Source organism: Geodermatophilus sp. SYSU D01119, from assembly GCF_054049975.1.
Genome location: NZ_JBJGYL010000021.1, coordinates 57,777 through 72,581 on the forward strand (window position 1 = coordinate 57,777; position 14,805 = coordinate 72,581).

Sequence of the window (14,805 nt, forward strand, 5' to 3'; positions counted from 1 at the left end):
GTCGCCGATACGTGCGTGTCGCTTCCTACACCCGCCGGGCCCGCGTCCTGAGGCGCACCGCCTGGGCGCTCGCCAGGCGGCGGGCGAAGACGCCCAGGCGGCGCGGCTTGGACACCGTCACCCGGCGGTCGAGGACCCGGTGGTCGGCGCGCTCGATCTCGGTGAGGATGCCGCCGTAGAGCGCCGTGGCCGCGCGCACGCAGTCGCGGGACTCCGGCGCGAGCATCGGCGTCCCCGGGGCGGCGTCGTCGTACCGGCGGCGGACGATCGCCACCATCTCCTGCATCAGGGCGCGGAAGCGGGCGTCGTACCGCTTGGCCTCGATCTGCTCGCGGGTCACCCCGTGGGCGGCCATGACGTCGGCCGGCAGGTAGACGCGGCCGCGGTCGGCGTCCTCGGCGACGTCGCGCAGGAAGTTGGTCAGCTGGAACGCCTCGCCGAGCGCGATGGCGTGCGGCGCGGCCTCCTCCCGGGTGACGCCGGGCGCGGTGCCGAGCACCGGCAGCACCTGCAGGCCGATCACCGACGCCGAGCCCCACATGTACCGGTCGAGCGCGGCGATGTCGGCGTAGCCGGTGACGGTGAGGTCGCTGGTCATCGCGGCGAGGAAGTCGACGAGGTGCTCGACGGGGATCCGGTACCGCCGGTAGGTGTGCACCGTGGCCAGCCGCACCGGGTCGTCGGACCAGCCGGCCTCCAGCTCGTCGAGCAGCGCCCGCGACCACTCGGCGAGGTCGCGCTCGGGGTCGGCGCCCGGGTGGTCGACGAGGTCGTCGGCGGTGCGGGCGGCGGCGTAGAGCGCGTGGATCGCCGGGCGGCGGTCCGCGGTGAGCAACCGGGTGGCCAGGTGGTAGCTCTTGCCGTGCTCGGCGTTGACCGCCGCGCAGTACCGGTAGGCGGCGTCGAGGCGTTCCTGCCGCTCGGCCATGGTGAGCGGCCGCTCGGTGGCGGTCACCGGAGCGGCCCGGTGATCCGCTCGGCGGCCAGCCGGCCGGAGATGACCACCATCGGCACACCCACGCCGGGCTGCACCGAGGAGCCGGCCAGCACCACGTTCTCCGGGCCGCGGCGGGGCAGCGTCGGCGTCCGGAACGGGCCGGTCTGGCCGAAGGTGTGCGCGAGGGCGAACGGCGTGCCGGCCGCCATGCCCTGCCGCGCCCAGGTCAGCGGGGTGTCCACGTGCTCCACCTCGATCGCGTCGGGGATCCCGGTCCAGCCGCGGGCCTCCAGTGTGGCCAGCACCTCCTCGCGGTAGCGGGGGGCGAGGGCGTCCCAGTCGATGCCGGGGTTGCCGCCGGAGTGCGGGTCGAGGTTCGGCGCGGGCGCCACGACGCTGAGCACCTGCCCGCCGTCGGGCGCCAGCGACCGGTCGCTGCGCGAGGGCATGCTCACCAGCAGGCTCGGGTCGCTCATCGGCCGGCCGTCGCGGGTGAGCTCGTCGAACACCTGCTGCCAGGCCGCGCCGAAGCTGATCGTGTGGTGCGCCTGGCCCGGGAGCTCGCTGCGCACGCCGAGGTGCAGGGTCACGCACGACGGCGAGTAGGTGGGCCGGCGGCGGCGGGAGAAGCCGGGCACCAGCCGCTCGGGCACGTCGGTGGTGACGACGACGGCGTCGGCGGGCAGCCGCTCGCCGCCCGCGAGGCACACGCCGGTGACCCGCCGCCCGCGCAGCTCGAGCTCCTCGACGGTCGCGCCGTAGCGGAACACCACCCCGGCGTCGGCCGCGGCGGCGGCCATCGCGCGCGGCACCGCGCCGATCCCGCCGACCGGGTGCCAGACGCCGGCGCCGATGTCGAGCTGGGCGATGACGGCGTAGGCGGCGATCGCGCGGAACGGCGACACCCCGGCGTAGAGCGCCTGGAAGCTGAACAGCCGCCGCAACCGGTCGTCGTCGAAGAACCGCGCGACGTGCGAGGACAGCCGGCCGAAACCGCCGCGCCGGACCAGCGCCCACAGCTCGGGGCCGAGCAGGTCCAGCGGGGTGTCGAGGTTGCGGTCGATGAAGGTGTCCAGCTGCAGCCGGTACAGCTCGGCGAGGTCGGCGAGGTAGCGGCGCAGGGCGGCCGCCTCGGCCGGGCCGGCCAGCGCCTCCACCTCGGCGGCGAACCGGTCGACGTCGGCGTGCACGTCCAGGTGCGAGCCGTCGGCGAACTGCGCGCGGTAGGTGGTCTCCAGCGGCACCAGCTCGAGGCGGTCCTCCAGCTCCTCGCCGACGGCGGCCAGGGTGTCGGCGACCAGCTCGGGGGCGGTGAACACCGACGGGCCGGTGTCGAGCACGTAGCCGTCGCGCCGCACCACACCGGCCCGGCCGCCCGGGCCGTCGCCGCGCTCGACGACGGTCACCTCGCGGCCGGCGCCGCGCAGCCGCAGGGCGGTGGCCAGGCCCGCGAGGCCGGCGCCGACGACGACCACCCGGTCGGTGGCCCCGGGGACGGTGCGCACGCTCAGGCGGTCCGGGTGGTGGCGGCGACGGCGAGCGCGTCGAGGGCGGCGCGGGCCTCCTCGGCGATGGGGGCGTCGGCGATCGCGGCGCGGGCGGTGGCGGTGCGCTCGGCGATCCGCTCCTCCACCCGGGCGCGGGCGCCGGTGTCCTCGATGAGCTCCCGCAGCGCGGCGAACTGCTCCTCGCCGGCGGTCGGGTCCCCCAGGGACTCCGCGAGCAGCCGGCGGCCGGCGTCGTCGGCCGCCTCCTCGGCGAGGGCCACGAGCAGCGTCTGCTTGCCCTCGCGCAGGTCGTCGTCGGCGGACTTGCCGGTGACCGCCGGGTCGCCGAACACGCCGAGGACGTCGTCGCGCAGCTGGAACGCCTCGCCCAGCGGCAGGCCGATGGAGGTGTAGACGTCGGCGGCGCGCGGGCCGGCGCCGGCGATGGCGGCGCCGAGCTGCAGCGGGCGCTGCACGGTGTAGCCGGCGCTCTTGTACCGGGCGACGGTGAGCGCGCCCTGGGCGCCGGGCAGGCCGCCGGCGGCGCGCAGCAGGTCGAGGTACTGCCCGGCGGTGACCTCGGTGCGCATCGTGTCCCACACCGACCGGGCGCGGGCGAGGGCGGGCGCGGAGATGCCGGAGCGGCGGAGCAGCTCGTCGGACCACACGAGGGCCAGGTCACCGACGAGGATCGCCGCGCCGACGCCGAAGGTGGTGCCGTCGCCGGACAGGCCGTCGTCGCCGTGCCGGGAGGCGAAGCCGACGTGGGTGGCCGGGCGCCCGCGGCGGGTGAGCGCGCCGTCCATGACGTCGTCGTGGACCAGGGCGCTGGCGTGCACGAACTCCAGGGCGGCGACGGCGCGCAGCACCGCGGCGTCGTCCTCCGGGGGGCCGGTGACGTCCTCGGTGACCCCGCGCCAGCCCCAGTAGGCGAACGACGGGCGCAGCCGCTTGCCGCCGTCGGCGAGCGCGCAGACCTCGTCGACGACGGGCGTCAGCGACGGGTCCATCGCCGAGAGCGTGGCCCGCTGCTCCTCCAGGAAACCGGTCAGCGCGGCCGACACCGCGCCGCGGATGCGGCCCAGGTCAGCGGCTGCGAGGGGCGTCGGCAGCGCCCGGACGACGGATCCGTGCTGCTCAGCCGCGCCGGTGATCACGCGGCCAGTATCGCCCCATGAAGTCGTGCGCGTCCCGTCCAGGTGCCGATGGACCTTGCTCACGGGGGCCCTCCTCGCCGTCGTGCCGTCGCCGTCGGGGGTCCTTCCGCTCGGGGCGGCCGGGCGGATGCAGGGACGCCGGCGGTGCCGCACGTACCCTCGGACACCGTGACCGCAAGCGTCCGAGAGCTGCTCGCCTCCTCGCGACCGACCTGGTCCTTCGAGTTCTTCCCCGCGAAGACGCCCGAGGGCGAGGCCCAGCTGTGGACCGCCCTGCGGCAGCTGGAGCGGCTGCAGCCGTCGTTCGTCTCCGTGACCTACGGCGCCGGCGGGTCCACCCGCGAGGGCACCGTCGCGGTCACCGAGCGGATCGCCGCCGAGACGACCATGACCCCGCTGGCCCACCTCACCGCCGTCGACCACTCCGTCGCCGAGCTCCGGCACGTGGTCAGCCGGCTGGCCGCCGCGGGCGTGCGCAACGTGCTGGCGCTGCGCGGCGACCCGCCGGGCGCCGACCCGCAGGCCGAGTGGGTCAAGCACCCCGAGGGCCTGGAGTACGCCGCGGAGCTGGTGGAGCTGATCCGTTCGATGGGCGACTTCTCCGTGGGCGTCGCGGCCTTCCCCGAGCGGCACCCGCGCTCGCCGGACCTCGACACCGACGTCGAGATGTTCGTGCGCAAGTGCCGCGCCGGCGCGGACTTCGCCATCACGCAGATGTTCTTCCGCGTCGAGGACTACCTGCGGCTGCGCGACCGGGTGGCCGCCGAGGGCTGCGACGTCCCGGTCATCGCGGGCGTCATGCCGGTGACCAACGCCCGGCAGATCACCCGGATCGTCCAGCTGTCGGGGCAGGCGTTCCCCGAGGAGCTGGCCGCCCGCTTCGCCGAGCTCGACGGCGACACCCCGCGGCACAAGGCGGCGGTGCGCGCCTACGGCGTCGAGGTGGCGACGGCGATGTGCCGTCGGCTGCTGGACGAGGGCGTGCCCGGCATCCACTTCATCACCATGAACCGGTCGACGGCGACGCGCGAGGTGTTCCTCAACCTCACCGACCCGGCCACCGGGACCTCGGTGCCCTCGACGCTGGCGGGCGTGTCCTGAGCTCCGTGCGCTGACGCCGGCCTAGACGGTCACCGGGCGGGCGGGGCCGAGCAGGTCGGCGGTCATCCGCGCCGCCTTCCGCAGGGCCTCCCGCTCCGCGGCGTACCCGCCGAGCACGCCGACGACGGGCAGGTTGGCGAGCGCCCGCGCCCCCAGGCGCCCCTTCGGGCGGGCGTCGAGCGCCTCGTCGATCCGGCCGAGCAGGCGGGCGGCCCGCCAGATGGTGCGCGCCGCGCCGGAGAGGCCCACGCGGTCCTCCCGGGCGCCGAACGCGGTCTCGGTGTAGGCGCCGCGCACCCGCTCGAGCAGCGGGCGCACCCGGTCCGGCGGCAGGTCGCGGGCGAGCAGCACCCGCGCGAGCAGCGACACCCGCTCGGCCGGGTCGGTGACGCCGTGCTCACCGGCGACCCCGAGGACCACCAGCGACTGCACGGCGGTGCCGACGGTGTTCTGCAGCGGCAGCAGGTCGGCGAGCCGCCCGGCCAGCCGCGGCAGGCCGCTCGCGGCGGCGGCCACCCGCGAGGCCCGGTCGGCCCACCAGTCGTCGCGCTCGGCGGCCGGCAGCTGCGGCGGGCGGCCGAGCCGGGTCACCAGCGGCGCGGTGAGCCGGTCGAGCCGGCGCAGGACGTCGACGACGACGGCATCGCTGAGGGGAGGGGCCATGCGGTGCGCATACCCGGCGGTGCGCCCGGCTCACGCCCGCGCTCGTGGCGGTGGCGTGATCAGCACGCGTCCACGGTCGTCCCGGGCCCCGCTCGACCGCCCTGCGCGTGCGGTGGTCACGCGGCGGTGGTCCCGACGTCGGGTTGCGGGCCGCTCGTAGCGTGGCGCGCATGTCGGGGCACGGGCGGGCCCGCCGGTGGGCGGTGGTCGCCGCGCTCGTCGCCGCCCTGTGCGCGCTGCCGGCGGTCGTCGCGGCGCTGCCCGCCGAGGACGCCGACGTCGCCCCCGCCGACCTGCGCGACGCCGTGCTGGCCAGCGCCGGCGTCGGGTTCTCCGGGTACGCGGTGTCGGCCGGCGGGCTGAGCCTGCCGGTGAGCGACCAGCTGCCCGCCGTCGCCGACCTGCTCAGCGACCGGGTGCAGCTGCGCGTGTGGTGGCGCGGCGAGGACGAGCACCGGGTCGACGTCGTGAGCGCGGCGGGGGAGACCGGCGTGCACGCCGACCCGGCCGGCACCTGGACGTGGGAGTACGAGTCGGCGACCGCCGAGCGCACCGGTCCCGCGCCGCTCACCCTGCCCGCCCCGCCCGACCTCGTGCCCGCGAGCCTGGGCCGGCGGCTGCTGTCGGAGGCCGACGACGGCGAGCTGTCGCGCATCGGCGCCCGCCGGGTGGCCGGCCGCGACGCGCTGGGCCTGCGCCTGGTCCCGGCCGCGGCGGCGTCGTCGGTGGCCCGGGTGGACGTCTGGGCCGACGCGGCGACCGGCCTGCCGCTGGCCGTGGAGGTCCTCGCCGAGGGCGCGGCGACGCCGGCGCTCGACACCCGGTTCCTCGACCTGGACCTGGCGGTGCCGCCGGCCGGCGTCGTCGCCTTCTCCCCGCCGCCGGGCGCCCGCGTCCGGCAGGGGGAGGACCCCGGCGGGCTGCTGCGGGAGGCCGCCGACCGGGCGCTGTCGCCGGGCCGCCTGCCCGCCGAGCTGGCCGGGCTGCCGCGCCGCACGCTGGAGGGGGCGCCGGAGGCGGTGGGCCTGTACGGCCGGGGGGTCACCCTGCTCGCCGTCGCGCCGGTGCCGGGCCGGCTGGCCGCGGGCGTCCGCTCCGCGCTGGCCGCCGCGCCGGACGCCGTCCGCGACGAGCGCGGCACCCGGATCGCCGCCGGCCCGCTCGGCCTCATGGTCGTGGACGCGCCGGGTGCGGGGACCTTCCTGCTCACCGGCACCGTCGACCTCGACGCGCTCGCCGACGCCGCCGCCGTCCTGACCGGGGCGCCGTCGTGAGCTCGGTGGTGCTCACGCGAGGCCTGGTCAAGCAGTACGGCCGCGTCCGCGCCGTCGACGGGATCGGCCTGGACGTGCGCGCCGGCGACGTCTACGGCTTCCTCGGGGCCAACGGCTCGGGCAAGACGACGACGGTGCGCATGCTGCTCGGCCTGGTGCTGCCCACCCGCGGCGAGGTGGAGCTGTTCGGGGAGCGGATGCCGCGGGCGGGCCGGCGGGTGCTGCCGCGGGTGGGCGCGCTCATCGAGGGCCCCGCGCACCACCGGCACCTGTCCGGCGCGGCCAACCTGGCGCTGCTCGACGCCGCCGGCCCGGGCGGGTCCCGGCGCACGCGGAAGCGGCGGATCGCCGAGGTGCTCGACCAGGTCGGGCTCGGCGGCGTGGGACGGCGGAAGGTCGGCGCCTACTCGCTCGGCATGCGCCAGCGGCTGGGCCTCGCCGGGGCGCTGCTGCGCCGCCCCGAGCTGCTGGTCCTCGACGAGCCCACCAACGGCCTGGACCCGCAGGGCATCTCCGAGGTCCGGGAGCTGCTGCTGGAGCTGCACCGCGGCGGGACGACGGTGTTCCTGTCCAGCCACCTGCTGGCCGAGGTGGAGCAACTGTGCAGCCGGGTCGGCGTGCTCGACCGCGGCCGCCTCGTGCTGCAGGACGACATGGCGCACCTCACCGCGCCCACCGGCGCCACCGTCGTCGACACCCCGGCGCCCGAGCGGGTGCGCGCCGTCCTCGACGGGCGGGTGCTGTCGACCGACGGCGGGCGCGTGGTGGTGCGCGGCGCCGACCCCGCGGAGGTCAACGCGCTGCTCGTCGGGGCGGGCGTGCCCGTGCGCGGCCTGGCGCTGCAGCGGCCCGGGCTCGAGGAGGTCGTGCTCGCCGCGGCGGGCACCAGCGCCGACCGGGTGGAGCGGGCGTGATCGGCGTCGAGCTGCGCAAGACCTTCGGCCGGCCGCGCACCTGGGTCACCATCGCCGTCCTCAACGCCCTGCCGGTGCTCGTGGCGGTGCTGCTGCGGCTCACCGACCTGGCGCCGCGGCCGGGGGAGGGCCCGCCGTTCCTGTCGGCCGTGCTGACCAACGGCCAGCTCTACCCCCTGGCCGCGCTGGCCATCGTGCTGCCGCTGTTCCTGCCGATCGCCGTGGCGGTGGTCGCCGGCGACGCGGTCGCGGGGGAGGCGCAGGCCGGGACGCTGCGCTACCTGCTCGCCCGCCCGGCCGGGCGCACCCGGCTGCTCGTGGCGAAGCTGGTCGCGGTGCTGGCGTTCGTCGTCGTCACGGTCGTGGTGGTGGCCGCCGTCGGCTACCTGGTGGGCACGCTGCTGTTCGACGCCCGGCCGGTGGCGGGCGGCACGTCGGTGTCGGGCACCTCCCTGACGCCGGAGGAGCTGGCGGTGCGCACGCTGATGGCGATCGGCTACGTGGCGGTGTCGATGCTCGGCGTCGCCGCCTTCGGCCTCTTCTTCTCCACGCTCACCGACTCGCCGCTGGCCGCGGCGCTCGGCGCGCTGGCGGTGTTGGTGACGTCGTCGCTGCTGTTCACCCTCGACGCCGCCTCGCCGATCGCGCCCTACCTGCCCACGCGGTACTGGCTGGCCTTCGTCGACCTGTTCCGCGACCCGGTGCTGTGGCGCGACGTCGTCCGGGGGCTGGCGCTGCAGGGCGTCTACGTCGGCGTGCTGCTCACCGCGGCGTGGGCGAACTTCACGACCAAGGACGTCACGAGCTGAACGTCTGCTCGCCGATCACCGACAGGAGGGCGAGCTTCTCGGCGCTCCCGCTGCCCGGCGGCGCGGTGAGCACCAGCAGGACCTGCGCCTGGTTCTCGGTGAACAGCGCCTGGCAGTCGACGTCGATCTCACCGAGCTCGGGGTGCACCAGCGTCTTGGAGTCGTCGAAGCGGCGGGCGACCTCGTGCTGCTCCCAGACGACGGCGAACTCGGGGCTGGCGGCCAGCAGGCGGCGCACGATCTCGGCCGCGCGCGGGTCGGTGCCACCCGCGCTGAGCGCCGCCCGCAGGCCCGCCGCCTGCAGCCGGCTCTGGTGGGCGTGGTCGCGCTCGGGGTAGCGGCTGCGCGCCGCCGGGTCGGTGAACCAGCGGTAGAACGCGCTGCGGGCCAGGCCGGTGAACCGGGTCTCGTCGCCGAGCAGGGCGGTCGCGACGCGGTTCTGCAGGAGGGTGTCGCCGAGGTCGGACAGCACGAGCGCCGGGGTGTCGGCCAGCCGGTCGAAGACGCGCTGCAGCGCCGGTGCCACGTGCTCGGAGCGGCGGACCCGCAGCGGCGCGGAGTGACCGGCGAGGCGGAACAGGTGATCGCGTTCGTCGAGGGTCAGCCGCAGCGCGCGGGCGATGGCGGTCAGCATCTGCTCCGAGGGCTGCGGGCCGCGCTGCTGCTCCAGCCGGGTCCAGTAGTCCGCCGACATCCCCACGAGCGCGGCGACCTCCTCGCGGCGCAGGCCGTTCGTCCGCCGGCGCGGACCGGCGAGCAGGCCGACGTCGGCCGGGCGCAGTGCCTCCCGTCGGCGGCGGAGGAAGTCGGCGAGCAGGGCACGGTCCACGCGGCCATCCTCATCGCCGCCAGCGCCCTCATCCAGGGACCGCCGGTCCCCCGACAGGCGCTCTCTGCCGCGCCGCGCCGGGCTGCCGCAGCGTGGGGGGACCACACCGAACGAGGAGGACCCATGGACACCAGCGGGAAGACCGTGCTCGTCGCCGGAGGCACGTCGGGCATCGGCCTGGGGCTGGCGCTGCGGCTGCAGGCGGCCGGCAGCACCGTCGTCGTCGCCGGCCGGCGCCGCGAGGAGCTCGACCGCATCGCCCGGGAGCACCCCGGCACCGGGACGGCGGTGCTCGACGTCACCGACCCCGGGTCGATCGCCGCGTGCGCCGCCGAGGTGACAGCGGCGTACCCGGACCTCGACGTCCTGGTCACGATGGCCGGGATCATGCAGCCCGAGGACCTGCGCGACCCCGCGCACCTCGCCGTCGCCGAGGCGACGGTCACCACCAACCTGCTCGGCCCCGTGCGGCTGGTGTCGGCGTTCCTGCCGCACCTGCTGGGGCGCCCGTCGGCCGCCGTCGTCACGGTGTCCTCCGGGCTGGCCTTCGTGCCGCTGCCGGCCACGCCGACCTACAGCGCGACGAAGGCGGCGGTCCACTCCTGGACCCAGAGCCTGCGGGTGCAGCTGGCCGGCAGCCCCGTACAGGTCCTCGAGCTCGTCCCGCCCGCGGTGCGGACGTCGCTGATGGGCCAGGACGCCGCCGGCGCCGGGATGCCGCTCGAGGACTACCTCGACGGCGTGATGCGGGTGCTGCGCGAGGAGCCCGACGCCACGGAGGTCCGCGTCCCGGAGGTCGAGTTCCTCCGCTGGGCCGAGGTCCGGGGCACCCATGGCGAGGTGCTGGAGCAGCTCAGCTCGCGGACGCACTGACGGCGCCCGCCCGGGCGGGCCGTGGTCAGGTCCGCGCCGGCATCTCCCACGGCGCCGCGGGCAGCACCTCGCCGGTCTCCAGCAGCGACTTGAGGTTGGCGAGCACCGCGGGCCAGCCCTGCGAGACGTCGCGCAGCCCCTGCTCGTCGGGCAGGTCCTCGTGGGTGACGGTGAGCCGGACGATGCCCTCGCCCTGCTCGACGAGGAAGGTGACGCGCGAGTCGCCGGGCGCCTCCTCGGGCCCGCCGAAGGTCATCACCAGCCGGCGCGGGGGATCGGCCTCCAGCACCCGGCCGCCGGCGTCGGCGACCCCGGAGCCGTCGGTGCGCCGGTGCTCCCACCGGCTTCCCGGCGCCCAGTCGGAGACGTTGGCGTGGCCCCAGTAGCGGGCGGTGAGGTCGGCGTCGGTGAGCGCCTGCCACACCTGCTCGGCGGTGGCGCGGACGTAGGTGACGTAGACGTAGGTGGGGATGCCCTCGGGCACGGCGAACTCCTCTGCAGCGTCGCGGATGGCGGCCAGCGCCTGCAGGCGCGGCCGGTCGAACGAGGCGATCCAGCGCTCCCCGATCTCGGAGATCGCCGCGGGGTTGAGGAAGTGCAGGCGCTCACGGCCGCGGCGGACGACGGTGACCAGGCCCGCGCGGACGAGCACGTCGAGGTGCTGGGTGGCCGACTGCCGGGCCATGCCGAGCCGCGCGCACAGCTCGCCGAGGGTCTGCCCGTCCTGCTCGCGCAGCCGGTCGAGGAGCACCCGCCTGGTGCGGTCGGCCAGCGCCCGGAAGACCGCGTCGACGTCGGGTGCGTCCACGAGCAGCATCATGCAGGCATCCACCTGCATGAGTCAACGGTGGGCCGGAGGGTGCGTCGCGTTCTCCCGCCCCCTCTCCTGGGACCCCTCTCCCGTGGCGGGACGCCCGACGGTCCGGTCACCGCGACCGGTGCGGGCGACCCACCCGGGATCCCACGTCCGGGACGGGAACCATCCGGGTGTCGCACTGCGACAGTCCTGGCATGCGAGCCGGACCGGCGGACGAGGACGCCGCCCTGCTGGCCGCTCTGGCGGACGGCGACCTCGCGGCCATGCGCCGGCTGTACGAGCGGCACGCGCCGTGGCTGTCGGCACGCCTCCTGCGCCGGTGCAACGACCCGGACGTCGTCGCCGACGTGCTCCAGGACAGCTTCCTCGCGCTGTGGCGGGGCGCCGAGCGCTGGCGCGGCGACGGCGAGGTCGCGGCCTGGCTCTGGGGCATCGCCGTCCGCCGGCTGGTGTCGCGGCTGCGCGGGCGGCGGACCGCGGTGGTCCTGCCGCTGGAGGAGGAGGCCGACCCGGGGACCGCACCGAGCGCCGAGGAGGTCGCGTTGCTCGGCGTGGAGTACGGCGACCTGGGCTCGGCCCTGCTGCGGCTCTCACCGGAGATGCGTGCCGTTGTGCAGGCGACCGTGCTCGACGGGCTGTCCACCCGGCAGGCCGCCCGGCTGCTCGGCATCCCCGCCGCCACCGTCAAGACGCGTCTGCACCGCGCGAAGGCACACCTGCGTCGAGAACTGGCCGGAGGCCTGGCATGAGCACATCGACCGGCGGGTGGCACGCCGACGAGGACCTGCTGTCCCGCTACGTGCGAGGGGACGCCGGCCCGGTGGCAGCGGCCTCGCTGGAGCAGCACCTGCTGCGCTGTGCGTCCTGCCGGGACCGCATCGCCGCGCACGTGCCGGTGCCGCTGCTGGACGCGGCCTGGGAGCGGGTGCGAGACGAGGCGGTCGCCGGGCGCCCGCGCCGGCTGGAGCGGCTGCTGGTCCGCCTCGGCGTCCCCGCCTCCGACGCCCTCCTCGTCGCCACCGCGCCGTCGCTGCGCACCTCCTGGCTGGTGGGCCTGGTCGTGACGCTGGTCTTCGTCGGCCTCGGGGCCGCCTACGGCGGCGACCGCGGGCTCACCTTCTTCCTCCTCGTGGCGCCGCTCGTCCCGGTCGCGGGCGTCGCGTTCGCCTACGGCCCCGACGCCGACCCCTCCCACGAGGCGGCGCTGGCGACGCCGTACCCCGCCACCCGCCTGCTGCTCCTCCGCACAGCCGCTGTCCTGGCCGCCTCCCTGCCGCCGGTGCTGGTCGCAGCCCTGCTCGTCCCGGCCCTGTCCTGGACGGCGGTCGCGTGGCTGCTGCCGGCCCTGTCCCTCACTGCGGCGCTGCTGGCCGCCTCGACCTGGGTGCGGCCGACCGTCACCGCCGCCGCCCTCGGTGCCGGCTGGACCGCCGCGGTGACCTCGGCGTCCCGGGCCGCCGACCCCACCGCCGTCCTCGCGCCGGCCCTCCTCGTCGCCTACGCCGTCCTCGGCTGCTTGGCGCTGCTCGTGCTCGTCCTCCGGTCCCGTTCCCTCACCACCCCGGGGAGTCCGTCATGACCGTCGTGCCGACCGTCGCGCTGACCGGCGTCACCAAGCGCTTCCGGGGCACCGCCGCCCTCGACGACGTCCACCTGACGCTCGGGCCCGGCATCACTGGCCTGCTCGGGCCCAACGGGGCGGGCAAGACGACGCTGCTGCGGATCACGGCCACCGTGCTGGCCCCCGACGCCGGCGACGTCGTGCTGCTCGGCGCCCGGCCGGCCGGGCCCGAGCAGCTGGCCGCGGTCCGCCGCCGGCTGGGCTACCTGCCGCAGGAGATGGGCCACCCGCGCGGTTTCACCGGGTTCGGCTTCGTCGACTACATGGCCGTCCTCAAGGAGTGGACTGACCGGGCCGCCCGGCACGCCGAGGTCCGTCGCGTGCTGGAGCTGGTCGACCTCGACGGCGTGGCGGCCCGGCGGGTCTCCGTGCTCTCCGGCGGCCAGCGGCGCCGGCTGGGCCTGGCGCAGGCCCTGCTCGGCGATCCCGACCTGCTGCTCCTGGACGAGCCGACCACCGGCGTGGACCCCGGGCAGCGCGTGACCCTGCGTCAGGTGCTGTCCCGCGCGGGGGAGCGCTCCACCGTCCTGCTGTCGACCCACCAGACCGAGGACGTCGCCGCGCTCTGCGACCGCGTCGTCGTGCTCGACGGCGGCCGGGTGCGTTTCGACGGCGCGGTCGCCGACCTGGTGGCCACGGCCGCGGGCCGGGTCTGGCTGGCGGACGCACCGGATCCCGCCGCCCGCGCCTCCTGGCGGACCGGCACCGGCCGCCACCGTGTCGTCGGGGAGGCCGCCCCGCCCGGCGCCGAACCGGCCGAGCCGACGCTCGAGGACGCCTACCTGCTGCTGCTGGGCGAGCGCGCGCGGACGACGGGGGTGGCGGCGTGAGCGCCGTGCTGGCCCGGCCCGCGCCGTCGACCCGGGGCGCGACCCTGCGGAGCCTGGCCCTCGCCGAGGCGCGCCGCTACGCCCGCGCCCCGGTGTTCCTCGTCGGCGTGGCCCTGCTGGTCTGGGCCACCGTGACCTCCCTCGGCGACCTCGACGACGCCGGCGGTGATCTGGCCGTCGTCCCCGCCGCCTGCCTCGGCCTCGCCGGCGTCCTCGTCGGCCACTCGCTGACCCGGTCGACGTCACGCCCGGGGGACGCGGTCCGGGCGGCGCCGGCCGACGGCGTCCTGCGCACGGCGGCGCTCGCCCTCGCCTGCCTGGTCCCGGGTGCGGTGGCCCTGGCGTGGGCGGTCTGGGTGGCGCTCGCGCTGGCGGCGGCCGACCTGCCGGCCGCGATCGGCTGGGCCCGGCAGGCCGGGATGCTCGCGACCGGGGTGGTCGCGACGGTGGGCGGCCCGCTGGTCGGCGTCCTCGTCGGCCGCTGGACGCGCTTCCCCGGCGCCGGGCTCGTCGCCGCTGTCGTGCTGACCGGCTGGGCGCTCGCCTGCACGGCCGGCCTCATGATGGGGGCCACCCGGTGGGGCACGCTCGTCCACCTCAACGCGCCGTTCACCACGTGGACCTCGGCGGACGGCCCGGACGCGCCCGCGTGGCTGGCCGGCGGGTCGCCCTGGTGGTACGTCGCCTACCAGGTGGCGTTGTGCGGGCTGGCGGCGACCGCGGCCATGGCGCACGAGGCGACCGGCGCCCGGCGGACGCGGCTGTGGCGGGTGCTCGCCGTCCTGGCCGTCGTCGCGGTGGGCTGCCTCGGTCTGGCCTCCGCGGCGGACCCCACGCGGGTGTTCCTGTGAGCCTGCGGGGCGTCGACCCGGTCGCGGTGGGCGGTGCCTCCGCCGTGGGCGCAGTGCTGCTGGCCGGCTGCGTGCTCGCCGCGACGGACGGCCCGCCCTACGCCTGGCTGCACCTGGCCCTGGTGCCGCCGGCCGTCGCGGCGGCGTTCGTGCTCGACGAGCCGGCGGCGGCAGCGGCCGACGCCGCGCCGTCCTCCCTCCGCCGGCGCACCGCCGGGCGCCTGGCCGCGCTCGCCGCGCCCGGCGGCGTCTGGGCGGCGGGGGTGGCGGCGGTGTCCGCGCGGGCGCCCGGCACCGCGGTCGGCGCCCTGCTGGTCAACGGGGCGGGCGTGCTGGCGCTGACGCTCGCGGCCGCGGCGGTGCTGCGCCGCGCCGGCGTCGCCGAGCCGGGGGAGGCGGTCGCGGCGGGAGCCGGCGGCCTGCTGCTCGCCCTGCTGGTGTTCGACCCGGCGGCGGTGCCGATGCCGCCGGGGGGTGCGGTCGCGTGGGCGGTCGCCGCGCTCGCCGGCGCGCTGGTCGTGGCCCTCGCGACGGGCGGGGGCGCCTGGCCGCGGCGTCCTGGCTCACCCCCGCGCGTCCTGGCCCGGCGTCGGCGGTGGGCCAGGACGCCCCGGGACCAGGTCGCCTGATCGTGGCGGGCGG

16 protein-coding genes are annotated in these 14,805 nt (G+C 77.2%); 10 read left to right on the plus strand and 6 right to left on the minus strand.

Annotated features, from left to right (window positions below):
* Nucleotides 1–25 precede the first annotated feature (25 nt).
* From ACI79X_RS16250 to ACI79X_RS16260, 3 genes are read right to left on the minus strand one after another with little or no spacing between them, the layout of a single operon-like run.
* Nucleotides 26–955 carry a phytoene/squalene synthase family protein gene (locus ACI79X_RS16250; protein WP_457026452.1) on the minus strand — a complete coding sequence of 310 codons (930 nt, stop codon included), beginning with the start codon at nucleotides 953–955 and terminating at the stop codon, nucleotides 26–28.
* On the minus strand, nucleotides 952–2,442 hold the full coding sequence (gene crtI / locus ACI79X_RS16255) for a phytoene desaturase family protein (RefSeq protein WP_457026453.1): 1,491 nt from the start codon (nucleotides 2,440–2,442) through the stop codon (nucleotides 952–954). Before crtI ends, ACI79X_RS16250 begins: the two co-directional genes overlap by 4 nt.
* Before the next feature lie 2 nt (nucleotides 2,443–2,444).
* Nucleotides 2,445–3,581 (minus strand): polyprenyl synthetase family protein, encoded by a 1,137-nt coding sequence (locus tag ACI79X_RS16260; RefSeq protein WP_457026454.1) that lies wholly within the window; start codon nucleotides 3,579–3,581, stop codon nucleotides 2,445–2,447.
* A 168-nt stretch (nucleotides 3,582–3,749) separates the two neighbouring features.
* On the opposite strand from ACI79X_RS16260, the gene metF reads away from it, so the two are divergent.
* Nucleotides 3,750–4,682: a methylenetetrahydrofolate reductase [NAD(P)H] gene (gene metF / locus ACI79X_RS16265; RefSeq protein ID WP_457026455.1), complete on the plus strand. Its 933-nt coding sequence runs from the start codon at nucleotides 3,750–3,752 to the stop codon at nucleotides 4,680–4,682.
* 21 nt (nucleotides 4,683–4,703) lie between these two features.
* Here metF and ACI79X_RS16270 read toward each other — a convergent pair whose 3' ends face one another.
* A complete protein-coding gene (locus tag ACI79X_RS16270; protein WP_457026456.1) occupies nucleotides 4,704–5,345 on the minus strand; it encodes a hypothetical protein in 642 nt (213 codons plus the stop codon).
* Nucleotides 5,346–5,515: 170 nt separating this feature from the next.
* Here ACI79X_RS16270 and ACI79X_RS16275 point away from each other — a divergent pair, with 170 nt between their 5' ends.
* Genes ACI79X_RS16275 through ACI79X_RS16285 form a run of 3 tightly spaced genes read left to right on the plus strand, consistent with a single transcriptional unit; the run spans nucleotide 5,516 to nucleotide 8,342 of the window.
* Entirely contained in the window at nucleotides 5,516–6,619 is a 1,104-nt protein-coding gene (locus ACI79X_RS16275; RefSeq protein WP_457026457.1) for a transcriptional regulator, read from the plus strand.
* A 5-nt stretch (nucleotides 6,620–6,624) separates the two neighbouring features.
* The gene (locus ACI79X_RS16280; protein WP_457026458.1) at nucleotides 6,625–7,533 is read left to right on the plus strand and encodes an ABC transporter ATP-binding protein; all 909 of its coding nucleotides are present in this window, start codon (nucleotides 6,625–6,627) and stop codon (nucleotides 7,531–7,533) included.
* Nucleotides 7,530–8,342 carry an ABC transporter permease subunit gene (locus ACI79X_RS16285; RefSeq protein ID WP_457026459.1) on the plus strand — a complete coding sequence of 271 codons (813 nt, stop codon included), beginning with the start codon at nucleotides 7,530–7,532 and terminating at the stop codon, nucleotides 8,340–8,342. Before ACI79X_RS16280 ends, ACI79X_RS16285 begins: the two co-directional genes overlap by 4 nt.
* Here the strand turns inward: ACI79X_RS16285 and ACI79X_RS16290 are convergent.
* Complete coding sequence (locus tag ACI79X_RS16290) at nucleotides 8,332–9,171, minus strand: helix-turn-helix transcriptional regulator (RefSeq protein WP_457026460.1); 840 nt, start codon at nucleotides 9,169–9,171, stop codon at nucleotides 8,332–8,334. The two genes, ACI79X_RS16285 and ACI79X_RS16290, sit on opposite strands and share 11 nt — an antisense overlap.
* A 123-nt stretch (nucleotides 9,172–9,294) precedes the next feature.
* On the opposite strand from ACI79X_RS16290, the gene ACI79X_RS16295 reads away from it, so the two are divergent.
* Nucleotides 9,295–10,044 carry an SDR family oxidoreductase gene (locus ACI79X_RS16295; RefSeq protein WP_457026461.1) on the plus strand — a complete coding sequence of 250 codons (750 nt, stop codon included), beginning with the start codon at nucleotides 9,295–9,297 and terminating at the stop codon, nucleotides 10,042–10,044.
* A gap of 25 nt (nucleotides 10,045–10,069) precedes the next feature.
* Here the strand turns inward: ACI79X_RS16295 and ACI79X_RS16300 are convergent, their stop codons facing one another.
* Nucleotides 10,070–10,864 (minus strand): ArsR/SmtB family transcription factor, encoded by a 795-nt coding sequence (locus ACI79X_RS16300; RefSeq protein WP_457026462.1) that lies wholly within the window; start codon nucleotides 10,862–10,864, stop codon nucleotides 10,070–10,072.
* Nucleotides 10,865–11,055: 191 nt separating this feature from the next.
* On the opposite strand from ACI79X_RS16300, the gene ACI79X_RS16305 reads away from it, so the two are divergent.
* From ACI79X_RS16305 to ACI79X_RS16325, 5 genes are read left to right on the plus strand one after another with little or no spacing between them, the layout of a single operon-like run.
* A complete protein-coding gene (locus ACI79X_RS16305; protein ID WP_457026463.1) occupies nucleotides 11,056–11,610 on the plus strand; it encodes an RNA polymerase sigma factor in 555 nt (184 codons plus the stop codon).
* Nucleotides 11,607–12,440: a zf-HC2 domain-containing protein gene (locus ACI79X_RS16310; RefSeq protein ID WP_457026464.1), complete on the plus strand. Its 834-nt coding sequence runs from the start codon at nucleotides 11,607–11,609 to the stop codon at nucleotides 12,438–12,440. Before ACI79X_RS16305 ends, ACI79X_RS16310 begins: the two co-directional genes overlap by 4 nt.
* Nucleotides 12,437–13,312: an ATP-binding cassette domain-containing protein gene (locus ACI79X_RS16315; protein ID WP_457026465.1), complete on the plus strand. Its 876-nt coding sequence runs from the start codon at nucleotides 12,437–12,439 to the stop codon at nucleotides 13,310–13,312. The genes ACI79X_RS16310 and ACI79X_RS16315 overlap by 4 nt, the downstream gene beginning before the upstream one ends.
* Nucleotides 13,309–14,163 (plus strand): hypothetical protein, encoded by an 855-nt coding sequence (locus tag ACI79X_RS16320; protein ID WP_457026466.1) that lies wholly within the window; start codon nucleotides 13,309–13,311, stop codon nucleotides 14,161–14,163. The genes ACI79X_RS16315 and ACI79X_RS16320 overlap by 4 nt, the downstream gene beginning before the upstream one ends.
* Nucleotides 14,160–14,792 carry a hypothetical protein gene (locus ACI79X_RS16325; protein ID WP_457026467.1) on the plus strand — a complete coding sequence of 211 codons (633 nt, stop codon included), beginning with the start codon at nucleotides 14,160–14,162 and terminating at the stop codon, nucleotides 14,790–14,792. The genes ACI79X_RS16320 and ACI79X_RS16325 overlap by 4 nt, the downstream gene beginning before the upstream one ends.
* The last annotated feature ends 13 nt before the right edge of the window (nucleotides 14,793–14,805 follow it).